Below are 12568 nucleotides of genomic sequence, written 5' to 3'. Positions count from 1 at the left end.
TCGCCAGTCATGGCCGTACGCGCAGCAGTCCTGCCCGCCGTCGGGGCGCCGCTGGAGGTCACCGGCATCGAGCTGCCGGAGCCGGGTCCCGGGCAGGTCCGGGTGCGGCTCGCCGCCGCCGGGGTCTGCCACTCCGACCTGTCCCTGTCCGACGGCACCATGCGGGTGCCCGTACCGGCCGTGCTCGGCCATGAGGGCGCGGGCACCGTCGTCGCCGTCGGCGAGGGCGTCACCCATGTCGCGCCCGGCGCCCCGGTCGTCCTCAACTGGGCTCCCTCCTGCGGGATCTGCCACGCCTGTTCGCTCGGCGAGGTGTGGCTGTGCGCCAACGCGCTGAACGGAGCCGGCGATGTCTACGCCCGCACCGTCGACGGCACCGACCTCCACCCCGGCCTCAACGTCGCCGCGTTCGCCGAGGAGACGGTGGTCGCCGCCTCCTGTGTGCTGCCGCTGCCGGACGGGGTGCCTCTCGTGGACGCCGCCCTCCTCGGCTGCGCGGTCCTCACCGGCTACGGGGCCGTCCACCACTCCGCCCAGGTCCGGCCCGGCGAGACGGTCGCCGTGTTCGGCGTCGGCGGGGTCGGCCTGGCCGCCGTCCAGGCCGCCCGGATCGCGGGCGCCGCGCGGATCGTCGCGGTGGACGTCGGCCCGGACAAGGAGGAACTGGCGCGCGGGGCGGGCGCCACCGACTACGTGGTCGCCTCCGAGAACACCGCCCGGGAGATCCGCGCCCTCACCTCGAAGCAGGGCGTGGACGTCTCCGTCGAATGCGTGGGCCGCGCGGTCTCCATCCGCGCCGCCTGGGACGCCACGCGGCGCGGCGGCCGTACGACGGTGGTCGGCATCGGCGGCAAGGACCAGCAGGTCACCTTCAACGCCCTGGAGATCTTCCACTGGGGGCGCACCCTGTCCGGCTGCGTGTACGGCAACTCCGACCCGGCCCGGGACCTTCCCGTGCTCGCCGAGCACGTGCGGGCGGGCCGGCTGGACCTGGGCGCGCTGGTCACGGAGCGGATCGCCCTCGAAGGGATCCCGGCCGCGTTCGAGAACATGCTGGCCGGGAAGGGCGGGCGGGCGCTCGTCGTCTTCTGACGCCTTGCTCGTCGTCCGCATCCGACGCCTTGGAGACGGCGGGGAGGGACGTCAGGAGACCTGCTCGGGGTGCGGCTCCGCGGCCGCGCCCCGGGGTGTCACCGCCCGACTCCGCGAGCGCGAAACCGCCACACCCGCCAGGCAGAGCAGCCCGCCCGCCAGCGTCAGCATCCCCGGCACCTCACCGAGTGCCAGCCAGGACATCAGCACGACCAGCGCGGGCACCGCGTACGTGGTCGCGCCCAGTCGGCTCGCCGTCGTACGGGCAAGGGCGTAGGCCCAGGTCGTGAAGGCGAGCGCGGTCGGGAAGACGCCTAGGTAGACCATGTTGAGCGTCGCGGAGACCGGCGCGTGGGCGGCGTCGCGCACCAGCTGCCCGGCGAACGGCAGACATGCGAGGGCTCCGACGAGACAGCCGAAGGTCGTCACCTGGAGCGCGTTCGCGCGGGCCAGGGCGGGCTTCTGGGCGACCACGCCGAAGGCGTAGGCCACCGCCGCCAGCAGGCACAGCACCACACCGAGCAGGGAGGAGCCGCCCCCGCCCGACATCGACAGCCCCACCGTCACCGCGCCGCAGAACGACACGGCCATGCCCGCCAGCAGCCTCGGCGGCATCGGATCGCCGAGCAGCCGGGAGCCGAGCAGGGCGATGAGCAGCGGGCCGATGTTGACCACCAGGGCCGCCGTACCCGCGTCCACCTGCTGTTCGCCCCAGTTCAGGACCACCATGTAGAACCCGAACCACAGCAGCCCGGATATCGCGATCCCACGCCACGCCGACCGCGGCGGCAGGCCCTCGCGCCGTACGAGGCAGATCACCCCCAGCGTCAGCACCCCGGCGAGCAGCCGCCCGAGCGCCAGGGCACCTGGTGAGTAGGCGGCACCCGCGCTGCGGATCGACACGAAGGCGGACGCCCACAGCACGACGGTGACCGCGGCGGCACCGGCGGCGAACATCGGGTGGCGGGTCGGCGGGGAGTTCGTCATGTCCCAGAGGCTAGGCAGGCGCACGACCGCGGTGCCAGCGGTATTCGGACCTGGACCCGGCTCACCGCGCGAACTGCGCGTACTGCTGCGCCAGCCCGTCAAGGAGCGCCGCCAGGCCGGTCTCGAAGGCCCGCTCGTCAATCTTCTCCTGCTGGTCGGCGAGGAGGTGGGCCTGCCCGAGGTGGGGGTAGTCGGCGGGGTCGTAGGCGCTCTGGTCGTCCACGAAGCCCCCGGCGAAGGAGCCGAGAGCGGAGCCCATGATGAAGTACCGCATCAGCGCGCCGATGGAGGTGGCCTGCGCGGGCGGCCAGCCGGCGCCGACCATCGCGCCGTAGACCGCGTCGGCGAGCCGCAGTCCGGCGGGACGCCGACCGGGTCCGCTCGCGAGGACCGGGACGATGTTCGGGTGGTCGCGCAGGGCGCCGCGGTAGGAGACGGCCCAGTCGTGCAGCGCGGTCCGCCAGTCCCGGCCGTCCTCGAACATCGCCAGGTCGACCTGGGCGCTCACCGAGTCCGCGACCGCTTCCAGGATCTCGTCCTTGGTGTGGAAGTGGTTGTAGAGCGAGGGTCCGCTCACGCCCAGCTCCGCGGCGAGCCGCCGGGTGGAGACGGCCGCCAGGCCCTCCGCGTCCACGAGTTCGCGTGCCGTCTCGACGATCCGGTCGGTGCTCAGGAGGGGCTTGCGCGGTCGGGCCATGGCGCACATAGTAGGGCTGCACCATGAAACTAGCAGTGCTAATTTAAATGTACGGCTTTCAAGGTTGCCGAGTCGTGCGTCAACCGTGGGGTGGTCCCGTCGTGAACCTGGAGCTCAGCGAGGAACAGAACGCCGTCCGGCAGCTCGCCCGCGACTTCGTGGAGCGGGAGATCACCCCCCACGTGATCGCCTGGGACCGCGCGGAGGAGGTCGACCGGGGCATCGTGAAGAAGCTCGGCGAGGTCGGCTTCCTGGGGCTGACGGTCGACGAGGAGTACGGCGGCTCCGGTGGCGACCATCTGGCGTACTGCCTGGTCACGGAGGAACTGGGCCGTGGTGACTCCTCGGTCCGCGGGATCGTCTCCGTCTCCCTCGGCCTCGTCACCAAGTCCGTCGCGGCCTGGGGCAGCGAGGAGCAGAAGCGCCGCTGGCTGCCCGGACTGACCTCCGGCGAGTACGTCGGCTGCTTCGGGCTCACCGAACCGGGCACCGGATCGGACGCGGGCAGCCTCACCGCCCGGGCGGTGCGCGACGGCGACGACTACGTCATCAACGGCACCAAGATGTTCATCACCAACGGCACCTGGGCCGACGTCGTGCTGCTGTTCGCCCGCTCCACGGACGCGCCCGGCCACAAGGGCGTCTCGGCCTTCCTCGTGCCCACCGACACGCCCGGCCTGACCCGGCGCGCGGTCCACGGCAAGCTCGGGCTGCGCGGCCAGGCCACCGCCGAACTGGTCCTGGAGGACGTACGGGTACCGGCCTCGGCGCTGCTCGGTGCGGAGGGCAAGGGGTTCACGGTCGCCATGTCCGCGCTCGCCAAGGGGCGCATGTCGGTCGCCGCGGGCTGTGTCGGCATAGCCCAGGCCGCGCTGGACGCGGCGGTGCGGTACGCGGGGGAGCGCGAGCAGTTCGGCAAGCCCATCGCCCGCCACCAGCTGGTGCAGGAGCTGATCAGTGACATCGCGGTCGACGTGGACGCGGCCCGCCTGCTGACCTGGCGGGTGGCCGACCTGGTCGACCGGGGCCTGCCCTTCGCCGTGGAGTCCTCCAAGGCCAAGCTGTTCGCCTCCGAGGCGGCGGTCCGCGCTGCGAACAACGCCCTCCAGGTCTTCGGCGGCTACGGTTACATCGACGAGTACCCGGTCGGCAAACTCCTGCGCGACGCCCGGGTGATGACCCTCTACGAGGGCACCAGCCAGATCCAGAAGCTGCTCATCGGGCGGGCGCTCACGGGAGTCTCGGCCTTCTGAGTACGGCGTCTGAGTACGTCGGCGGATGTGCCGGGGGCCGCGCCCGGCGAGGCTTGACCCATGAGTGACACACCGGTCAAGCAGCAGAGCACGGCCGCGTTCTACGGCCAGGCCGTCGCCTCCTTCGCCATCGCCATGGCGGCCACGTCCATCGGGATCTTCCGGCTGGACGCCGACGCGTGGGTCCGGGCCTTCCTGGCCATCGCGGTCCTGTACCTCGTCACCTCCAGCTTCACCCTGGCCAAGGTGATCAGGGACCGCCAGGAGGCGGGGCGGATCGTCAGCCGGGTCGACCAGGCGCGGCTGGAGAAGCTCCTCGCCGAGCACGACCCCTTCGAGAAGATCTGAGCAGGCACGCTAAGCGGCCGCTCAGTGTCGGCGGTATGGTGTAGCTCCTGCAGCGAGAGGGGCTAACGAGCGATGAGTACGGCGCAGGAGACGACCGGCGGCGAGGTCGAGCCGTGGGAAGAGGTCACCCCGGACGCGGCCCGGCGGCTCCTCGTCGCCGCCGTGGAAGCCTTCGCCGAGCGCGGCTACCACGCGACGACGACCCGTGACATCGCGGGCCGTGCCGGGATGAGCCCGGCCGCGCTCTACATCCACTACAAGACCAAGGAAGAACTGCTCCACCGCATCAGCCGGCTCGGCCACGACCGCGCGCTGGACATCCTGCGCACCGCCGCACGACGCGAGGGCAGCGCGCGTGACCGGCTCGCCGACGCGGTCGGCTCCTTCGTCCGCTGGCACGCCGGGCGGCGCACCACCGCGCGGGTCGTGCAGTACGAACTCGACGCCCTGGGCCCCGACGCCCGCGCCGAGATCCTCGGCCTGCGCCGACAGGTCGACGCCGAGGTGCGCGGCATCATCGAGGAGGGCGTCGCCTCCGGCGAGTTCGACGTCATGGACGTCCACGGCACCACCCTCGCGGTGCTGTCCCTGTGCATCGACGTGGCCCGCTGGTTCAACGTGGACGGCCCCCGCACCCCCGAACAGGTCGGCACCCTCTACGCCGAACTCGTACTGCGGATGGTCGGCACGAGGTGAACCGCCGGCGGCACCCGCGCACGGGCGCGGGCGTCGCCGACGCGGTTCCGGGTCAGAAGTAGTACCGGACCACCGACTCCGCGACACAGACGGGCTTGTCGCCGCCCTCTCGCTGCACGGTGAAGGCGACGGTCACCTGCACGCCGCCCGACACGTCCTCGACGCCGTTGATCGTCGCGGTGGCCCGCAGCCGGGAGCCGACCGGGACGGGGGCGGGGAAGCGGACCTTGTTGGTGCCGTAGTTCACGCCCATCCTGACCCCCTCGACCGACATCAGCTGGGGGCCGAAGATCGGCAGCAGGGAGAGGGTCAGATAGCCGTGCGCGATGGTCGTCCCGAACGGTCCGGCGGCGGCCTTCTCCGGGTCGACGTGGATCCACTGGTGGTCACCGGTGGCGTCCGCGAAGAGGTCGATCCGCTTCTGGTCGATCTCCAGCCAGTCGGTGTGGCCAAGCTGCTCGCCCACCGCCGCCTTGAGCTCGTCGGGGGAAGTGAAGATCCTCGGTTCTGCCATGTTCCCGGCCTCTCGCGTCATGAAATCGCCTGTCGCGCCAAGCAACTGCCTAAGCAACTGCTTAGCATGGTGGGCGGGGCGGCCGATGTCAACGCACGCCGGGGGTGACCGGTGGGTAGGGTCTGAGAGGTGCCCCAGATCCCCGAGAAGATCCACGAGCTGACCGTCGGCCAGTTGTCGGCGCGCAGCGGCGCCGCCGTCTCCGCACTGCGCTTCTACGAGTCCAAAGGACTCATCCGCAGCAGCCGCACCCCCGGCAACCAGCGCCGCTACACCCGTGACACCCTGCGCCGCGTCGCGTTCGTCCGTGCCGCCCAGCGAGTCGGCATCCCCCTCGCCACGATCCGCGAGGCACTCGCGCAACTCCCCGAGGAGCGGACCCCGACCCGCGAGGACTGGGCCCGCCTCTCCGAGGCGTGGCGCTCCGAACTGGACGAGCGCATCAAGCAGCTGAACCGGCTGCGCGATCACCTCACCGACTGCATCGGCTGCGGCTGCCTGTCCCTGGCCAACTGCGTGCTCTCCAACCCGGACGACGAGTTCGGCGAGCGGCGCACCGGATCGCGGCTGATGTCCTCGTGACCCGCGGGCCGGGGGAGACCTACTCGAACTCGGTCCCGCCCTTGCGCGTCAGATACGCCGGGCTGACCGCCTTGGCGATCGCTCGTCCCCCGGTCACCGGACTGCGCCGCTCGACCGCGGTACGGATCACCACCCCTTCCCGCAGATGCAGCTCACGCCCGGACACGGTCTCCCGCCCACTGGCGAGCTCCAGCACCCGCTCGACGTCGTACGGCCCCTCGTACAGCCGTGGCACGAGCGGCAGCTCACCCTTCAGCGACTCCTCCGCGTCCAGCCAGCGCTCCTCCCCGCCGATGTCCGCGGACACGTCGAACACCGCGTACCCGAGCGTCTCGCGGCGGCCGTCGGCGCCGTAGGTCAGGTCCTGCACCCCGGCGCCGTACACCTCGCCGAAGATTCCGACCCGGCGCGCGCCGAGCCGCTCGGCGAGTCGGGCGGCGGCCTCGGCGACCCCGTGCGCGCGGATCGCCCGCCAGTACAGATTGCGCGGGTCCTCCTTCAGCGCGAGGGACTTGGCGCCGAAACCCTTGGAGGAGACGAACACCCGCCCCTCGTCGGCCACATAGGTCAGCAGGCACGCCGAACCGTGCAGCTTCTCGGTCAGGACGACCGGCTCGCCCGGCTCGAAGATGGCGGGGTAGCGCTGGATGTTCTCGATGTCGACCCAGCGCAGCAGCTCCGGCGCCGACTCGACCTCACCGTTCATGGTCGGCGGCACGGGCGGCACCCACTTGGTGACACCGAGCCGCTCCGCGAAGTCGGTGCCCTCGGCGGCCGCGCGTTCCAGGTCGACGTCGGCGAGGGCCTTCGGGCGGCACACGATGCCCTGGGACAGCTCCCCGCGCAGGCGTATCGCCCTGACCCGGTCGGCGCGCGAGCCCGCCAGCCGGCCGGTCAGCCCGAGCTCCTCGATCAGCCCGGGCGGCAGCACGGACTGCTCGGGGATGTAGACGGCGGTCTCGCCGGTGCGGTACGCCCCCTTGGCGACGACTGCGCGGTACAGGCCCACCTGCGCCAGTTCGAGCGCGTCGGCGTTGGGGTGTTCATGGACGGTCAGCACTTCGGCGGTGACGCGCAGCGTCGACATGTCGGGCTCCTCGGACGTGTGCTTCAGGCGTGTCTCATCGCCGTCAACTGTCCGTGGGACAAAGGGGTGGAGCGACTGGTTTATCCGTTGCTACAGTCGCGCCGCGCGTTGAGGGGGTGCGGCCCGGTTCGGGGAAGTGGGTGGTCCCCGGCGCACCCCCGACGTGCCTCAGGCCGACACGAGCAGCCTGTCGCGCCTGGCGCAGGCCAGTGACTCGGGGGTGAGCACGGGCCGTGGGACGAGGATCCCGCAGTCCGCGCAGACCGGACCCGCCGATGGTTCGTGGTCCAGGTCGTACTTCCAGACGAGGTGTTCTCCGTCGCAGACCGGACAGACCGAGCCTGGTGCCCGTTCCAGGGCGGCGGTCAGTCGCCGCAGCACCTCGGCGAGCGGCTCATGGGGGTGGACCCGCGGATCGTCGCACCAGGCGACGCCGAAACCGCCCCAGGTCAGCCGGTGCCAGTCGTCCACGCTGCCCGGCCGGCGCAGCCCGTCGTGCTTCTCCTTCCTGCGGCGTTCGGCGAACTCGGCCTCATAGGCGAGCCAGACGGCCCGGGCCTCCTCCAGTTCCTCCAGCGCGGCCACGAGCCGCGCCGGGTCGGGGGAGCGGTCCTCGGGGCCGAACCCGGCCCGCGAGCACAGATGGTCCCAGGTCGCCCTGTGCCCGTAGGGAGCGAACCGCTCAAGGCACTTGCGCAGCGAGTAGCGCCGCAGTGCCAGGTCGCACCTCGGATCTCGCACCTGTCTCGCCAGACTCCGGAAACCGGCCATCGCCCTGCACCTCCGTCACACCTGTACCTGTACTTCGGTCACTTCGGCGGCGTCGCGCGGACTTCGCATGACTCCGTTGACTCTGCTGACTCCGTACGGCCGCTCTGTACGGCTGCCCCGTACGGCGTCGCCGAATAGACGTATCGACACTCGATCCGGCTCCATACGTTTTCCGATGCCGTCCATAACCCGGCCCGGGTTGACCGCGGGCAACGGCGGCGGGGACACCAAAAAATGACGATTGTTCATCTTCACCTTCGCAGCTACCGGGGGTAACGTCCGGCCAACCCACGTTCCAACAGGAGCTGCCATGGCACGGCGCACCCCACGCAACGCGTTGTCCACCAGACTGAGAACTCCCGGCACACTCACCGGGTTCCTGAAATCCGCATCGATATGCGTTCTGCTCGCGGGTCTGTTGTCCCCCCTGGCGCAGGCGCCCGCCGCGGCTGCGGCCTCCAACGACTACTGCGGCGGGCAGTGTTCGGACATCCTGCCGCCCGGCGAGAACGGCAACGCCACCCTCGCCCAGATCCTCCTCAACCAGGTCTTCGGCACCCAGCCCGCGCACGCCGAGGACCAGCTCGGTCCCTACGCAAACCTGGCCACGGGCTACTCGGGGCTCACCGACGCGAAGATCAACACCTTCTTCGACGACGCGTCCTTCGGGGTCGCCGCCGACCAGGTCGCCTCCACCGAGAAGCCGGCCGGGCGCGGCGACGTGAGCATCGTCCGCGACAAGAAGACCGGTGTGCCCCACATCACCGGCACCACCAGGTACGGCACCGAGTTCGGGGCCGGATACGCCGCCGCCGAGGACCGGCTCTGGCTCATGGACGTGTTCCGGCACGTCGGCCGCGGTCAGCTGACCTCCTTCGCGGGCGGCGCCGCCGGCAACCAGGGCCTGGAGCAGGAGTTCTACCGCAACGCCCCCTACACCGAGGCGGACCTCCAGGCCCAGATCGACAACACCGTGGCCAGGAACGGCGCCCGTGGCCAGCAGGCCATCGCCGACGCCAACGCCTACCTCGACGGCATCAACTCCTACATCGACGCCTCCGACAAGGGCCGCTACTTCCCCGGCGAGTACGACCTGACGGGACACAAGGACCCGATCACCAACGCCGGCACCATCGACCACTTCAAGATCACCGACCTGGTCGCGCTGGCCTCCGTCATCGGCTCCCTGTTCGGCTCGGGCGGCGGCGGTGAGGTCAACAACGCCATCTCCCTGATCGCCGCCCAGTCCAGGTACGGCGTCGAGGAGGGCACCAGGGTCTGGGAGGCCTTCCGCGAGCGCAACGACCCCGAGGCCGCCCTCACCGTCCACGACGGCCAGAGCTTCCCCTACGGCGGCAGGCCGGCCGACGCCCAGGGCGAGGCGCTGCCCGACGCCGGGTCGGCGATCCAGGAACCACTGGTGTACGACCGCACCGGCAGCGCGGCCACCGCCTCCGCGACCGGCACGTCGGCCACCGCGGCGCGGACTTCCCTGGGATCGGCCAGGCGCGGCATGTCCAACGCCCTGGTGGTGAGCGGCAAGCACACCGCGAGCGGCCACCCCGTCGCCGTCTTCGGACCGCAGACCGGCTACTTCGCCCCGCAGCTGCTCATGCTCCAGGAGATCCAGGGGCCCGGCATCAGCGCCCGCGGCGCCTCCTTCGCGGGCCTGAGCATGTACGTCGAACTGGGCCGCGGCCAGGACTACTCCTGGAGCGCCACCACCTCAGGCCAGGACATCATCGACAGCTACGCCGTCGAACTGTGCCAGGACGACTACCACTACCTGTACCACGGCACCTGCACGGCGATGGACAAGGTCGAGCAGAAGAACGCGTGGAAGCCGACCACGGCCGACAGCACCCCGGCCGGGTCGTACACGATGCGGGTCTGGCGCACCAAGTACGGACCGGTGGCCTACCGGGCCACCGTCGGCGGCAAGAAGGTCGCCTACACCACGCTGCGCTCCTCCTACCTGCACGAGGCCGACTCGATCATCGGCTTCCAGATGCTGAACGACCCCGACTACGTCAAGAGCCCGGGTACCTTCCAGAGTGCGGTGCAGCACATCAACTACACCTTCAACTGGTTCTACGCCGACTCCCAGCACACCGCCTACTACAACAGCGGTGACAACCCGGTACGGGCGAACGGCGTCGACGCGGAGTTCCCGGCCTGGGCGCAGCCGGCGTACGAGTGGCGCAACTGGGACCCGGCGACCAACACCGCCGACTACACCCCGCCCTCCGCGCACCCCAACTCCATCGACCAGGACTACTACATCTCCTGGAACAACAAGCAGGCCGAGGACTACACGACCGCGTCCTGGGGCGACGGCTCGGTGCACCGGGGCGATCTCCTGGACGACCGGGTCAAGAAGCTGGTCGCGGCCGGCGGGGTCACCCGGACCGCGCTCGTCAAGGCGATGGCGGACGCGGCACTCGCCGACCTGCGGGCCGAGGACGTGCTGCCGAAGCTGCTGAAGGTCGTCAACAGCTCACCGGTGACCGACGCCACGGCCGCGGCGGCAGTGAGCAAACTCCAGACCTGGCTGACCGCGGGCGCCCGGCGCACCGAGACGTCGGCCGGTGCCAAGAAGTACGCCGACGCGGACGCCATCCGGATCCTGGACGCCTGGTGGCCGCTGCTGGTGAAGGCCGAGTTCCAGCCCGGTCTCGGGGACGCCCTCTACACCGCCCTCGGCAACAACCTGCCCGTCGACGAGTCCCCCTCCGCCGCCCACGGCCCGACCGGCGCACACGCGGGCAGTGCCTTCCAGTACGGCTGGTGGAGCTATGTCGACAAGGACATCCGGGCTGTGCTCGGTGAGTCCGTACAGGGCGGCCTGACGCGCACGTACTGCGGCGCGGGCAGCCTCAGCAGCTGCCGGGACCTCCTGATCGGCAGCCTCAAGACGGCCGCCGGTCTGACCGCCGCCCAGGTCTACCCCGGCGACGACCAGTGCTCGGCGGGCGACCAGTGGTGTGCCGACTCGATCGCCCAGCGCGTCCTCGGCGGCATCAAGCACGGCAAGATCAGCTGGCAGAACCGCCCGACCTACCAGCAGGTCGTGGAGTACACCTCGCACCGGTGACACCGGGACTACACCGGTGACCCCGGAACCGACGGCGGGCCGCACCACGCGGCCCGCCGTCAGGCGATGCGGCCCGCCGCCAGTACCAGCCGGGCCAACTCCGGATGCACGATGTCGCTGTGTGCGCCGGTCGGCGGGCCGCCGTGTCTGACCACCGCCGCCGCGTCCACGTTGACGCAGCCCGACGCGGGCAGCGGGCCGCGCAGTGCTCCGGCGAGGTCCAGCGCGCGCGTGCCCGGTACCGCCTGGACGCCGTCGTGGCCCATCGCCCCCCACTTGGGACCGAGCAGCCGGCCGATGGCGTCACCGGTGAACGAGTCGTCGTCGTCGGCCATCCGGGAGGCCAGCGGATACATGGTGCCGAGTGACGAGTCGTACGTCGAGTGACAGCACACCAGCGGACCGTCGACGCGGTTCTGCTGCCCCTGGAGCACCCCGCCCGCGTGCGGGTCGTGCGGCAGTCGCGCCGAGAAGGCGTAGTGCGAGAAGGCACCCTGGAGCAGCGTCACGGACTTCACCGTGCGCACCCCCTCGGGCAGCCCCCGCAGCGCGAACGACACCAGCCGGCCGCCAAAGCTGTGCCCGACCAGATGCACCCGCACCTTGGGCGCCCGGACCGCCAACTGCCCGATCACCGGCCCGAGTCCCCGCTCGCCGACGGTGCCCGCCCGCCGCTTCATCGCCCAGTAGGTCGCCTGGCGCAGCAGTTCGCGGGCCCCGTCCCAGGGGTTCGGCAACGAGAAATTCCGGGGACTGTCGCCCGCCCCGCCCGCGGCGAGCCAGGCCAGGGCCCGCGCGAAGTCGGTGCAGACGGCCACCGTGTCGCCGGTGAACAGCAGGGGGTCGCTCTGCGGTACCCCCTCCGCCAGGGTGTCCGCCGCGAACAGCGGCTGGGGGCCGCCCGGCACCACCTCGACCAGCTCCCTCACCAGCCGCCCGAACTCCTCCAGCTCGGCGTCCTCGGGCGGCCGCTGGTCCAGCAGCCGGGTGATCTGTTCGACCAGGGTGGCCCGGCCGGGGAAGGTCTCCAGCAGCGCGTGCCGGGTGTCCCCGTCCAGCGCGGTGGCGGGAGCGGGCGCGGGGACGGCGGTGTGCGGGAAGTCCGGGATCGGCTCGTCGCAGAACCGCATCGACGGCCAGATCACCCCCACGTAGCCGATCCTCGCCTTCGGCGCCAGCTTCGGGACCGGTGCGAAGAACCGGCGGTAGAGCGCGGTCGCACCCGAGCGGTCGTTGTTCCAGCCGTGGGCGAAGACGATCAGGTCACGCACACCGCGCGCCGTGACCTCGCCGAGGAGGCGGTCCCGCTCCCTGCCGTCCGGGTCGCCGTCCGCGTCGAAGGTCAACTCCCAGTAGGGAGCCACGGTCGTCCCGGAATTCACCATGAAAGGCCACCTCGTCCCCCGCAGCGGTGCGATGTGCCGGTATCGTCCCGCCGCCGGGCGGC

Annotated in this window: 12 protein-coding genes; 6 read left to right on the top strand and 6 right to left on the bottom strand. The window is 71.3% G+C overall.

Annotated features, from left to right (window positions below):
• Positions 1–9: 9 nt before the first annotated feature.
• On the top strand, positions 10–1092 hold the full coding sequence (locus tag ACIPK3_RS19750; RefSeq protein WP_402571268.1) for a zinc-binding dehydrogenase: 1083 nt from the start codon (positions 10–12) through the stop codon (positions 1090–1092).
• 51 nt (positions 1093–1143) lie between these two features.
• Here the strand turns inward: ACIPK3_RS19750 and ACIPK3_RS19745 are convergent, their stop codons facing one another.
• Entirely contained in the window at positions 1144–2079 is a 936-nt protein-coding gene (locus ACIPK3_RS19745) for a DMT family transporter (RefSeq protein WP_402571266.1), read from the bottom strand.
• Positions 2080–2140: 61 nt separating this feature from the next.
• Entirely contained in the window at positions 2141–2776 is a 636-nt protein-coding gene (locus ACIPK3_RS19740; RefSeq protein ID WP_402571265.1) for a TetR/AcrR family transcriptional regulator, read from the bottom strand.
• 101 nt (positions 2777–2877) lie between these two features.
• Here ACIPK3_RS19740 and ACIPK3_RS19735 point away from each other — a divergent pair, with 101 nt between their 5' ends.
• From ACIPK3_RS19735 to ACIPK3_RS19725, 3 genes are all read left to right on the top strand, one after another.
• The gene (locus ACIPK3_RS19735; protein ID WP_402571406.1) at positions 2878–4029 is read left to right on the top strand and encodes an acyl-CoA dehydrogenase family protein; all 1152 of its coding nucleotides are present in this window, start codon (positions 2878–2880) and stop codon (positions 4027–4029) included.
• A 60-nt stretch (positions 4030–4089) separates the two neighbouring features.
• The gene (locus ACIPK3_RS19730; protein ID WP_402571264.1) at positions 4090–4377 is read left to right on the top strand and encodes a YiaA/YiaB family inner membrane protein; all 288 of its coding nucleotides are present in this window, start codon (positions 4090–4092) and stop codon (positions 4375–4377) included.
• A 72-nt stretch (positions 4378–4449) separates the two neighbouring features.
• Entirely contained in the window at positions 4450–5073 is a 624-nt protein-coding gene (locus tag ACIPK3_RS19725; protein ID WP_402571263.1) for a TetR/AcrR family transcriptional regulator, read from the top strand.
• Between the two features lie 52 nt (positions 5074–5125).
• Here ACIPK3_RS19725 and ACIPK3_RS19720 read toward each other — a convergent pair whose 3' ends face one another.
• Complete coding sequence (locus ACIPK3_RS19720; protein WP_402571261.1) at positions 5126–5587, bottom strand: MaoC family dehydratase; 462 nt, start codon at positions 5585–5587, stop codon at positions 5126–5128.
• 129 nt (positions 5588–5716) lie between these two features.
• Here ACIPK3_RS19720 and soxR point away from each other — a divergent pair, with 129 nt between their 5' ends.
• Positions 5717–6169, top strand: a complete 453-nt coding sequence (gene soxR, locus ACIPK3_RS19715; protein ID WP_402571259.1) for a redox-sensitive transcriptional activator SoxR — start codon at positions 5717–5719, stop codon at positions 6167–6169.
• 19 nt (positions 6170–6188) lie between these two features.
• Here the strand turns inward: soxR and ACIPK3_RS19710 are convergent, their stop codons facing one another.
• On the bottom strand, positions 6189–7256 hold the full coding sequence (locus ACIPK3_RS19710; protein WP_402571258.1) for an RNA ligase (ATP): 1068 nt from the start codon (positions 7254–7256) through the stop codon (positions 6189–6191).
• A 168-nt stretch (positions 7257–7424) separates the two neighbouring features.
• Positions 7425–8027, bottom strand: coding sequence for a hypothetical protein (locus ACIPK3_RS19705; RefSeq protein ID WP_402571257.1), 603 nt, complete (start codon positions 8025–8027; stop codon positions 7425–7427).
• 310 nt (positions 8028–8337) lie between these two features.
• Between ACIPK3_RS19705 and ACIPK3_RS19700 the strand changes: the two genes are divergently transcribed.
• On the top strand, positions 8338–11121 hold the full coding sequence (locus ACIPK3_RS19700; RefSeq protein ID WP_402571255.1) for a penicillin acylase family protein: 2784 nt from the start codon (positions 8338–8340) through the stop codon (positions 11119–11121).
• A 59-nt stretch (positions 11122–11180) separates the two neighbouring features.
• Here ACIPK3_RS19700 and ACIPK3_RS19695 read toward each other — a convergent pair whose 3' ends face one another.
• Positions 11181–12506 carry a serine-threonine protein kinase gene (locus tag ACIPK3_RS19695; protein ID WP_402571254.1) on the bottom strand — a complete coding sequence of 442 codons (1326 nt, stop codon included), beginning with the start codon at positions 12504–12506 and terminating at the stop codon, positions 11181–11183.
• Between the last annotated feature and the right edge of the window lie 62 nt (positions 12507–12568).

Source organism: Streptomyces sp. NPDC086787 (genome assembly GCF_044745865.1).
Taxonomy (GTDB): Bacteria; Actinomycetota; Actinomycetes; order Streptomycetales; family Streptomycetaceae; genus Streptomyces.
The sequence above is the reverse complement of the archived record's forward strand: the minus strand, read 5'-3'. Positions and strand labels throughout refer to the sequence as shown.

Excerpts from the sequence above, each read along its gene's own strand:
- ACIPK3_RS19745 (WP_402571266.1), bottom strand. The coding sequence starts at position 2,079 with ATGACGAACTCCCCGCCGACCCGCCACCCGATGTTCGCCGCCGGTGCC.
- ACIPK3_RS19705 (WP_402571257.1), bottom strand. The coding sequence starts at position 8,027 with ATGGCCGGTTTCCGGAGTCTGGCGAGACAGGTGCGAGATCCGAGGTGC.
- ACIPK3_RS19710 (WP_402571258.1), bottom strand. The coding sequence starts at position 7,256 with ATGTCGACGCTGCGCGTCACCGCCGAAGTGCTGACCGTCCATGAACAC.
- ACIPK3_RS19695 (WP_402571254.1), bottom strand. The coding sequence starts at position 12,506 with ATGGTGAATTCCGGGACGACCGTGGCTCCCTACTGGGAGTTGACCTTC.
- ACIPK3_RS19740 (WP_402571265.1), bottom strand. The coding sequence starts at position 2,776 with ATGGCCCGACCGCGCAAGCCCCTCCTGAGCACCGACCGGATCGTCGAG.
- ACIPK3_RS19750 (WP_402571268.1), top strand. The coding sequence starts at position 10 with ATGGCCGTACGCGCAGCAGTCCTGCCCGCCGTCGGGGCGCCGCTGGAG.
- ACIPK3_RS19720 (WP_402571261.1), bottom strand. The coding sequence starts at position 5,587 with ATGGCAGAACCGAGGATCTTCACTTCCCCCGACGAGCTCAAGGCGGCG.
- ACIPK3_RS19700 (WP_402571255.1), top strand. The coding sequence starts at position 8,338 with ATGGCACGGCGCACCCCACGCAACGCGTTGTCCACCAGACTGAGAACT.
- ACIPK3_RS19725 (WP_402571263.1), top strand. The coding sequence starts at position 4,450 with ATGAGTACGGCGCAGGAGACGACCGGCGGCGAGGTCGAGCCGTGGGAA.
- ACIPK3_RS19730 (WP_402571264.1), top strand. The coding sequence starts at position 4,090 with ATGAGTGACACACCGGTCAAGCAGCAGAGCACGGCCGCGTTCTACGGC.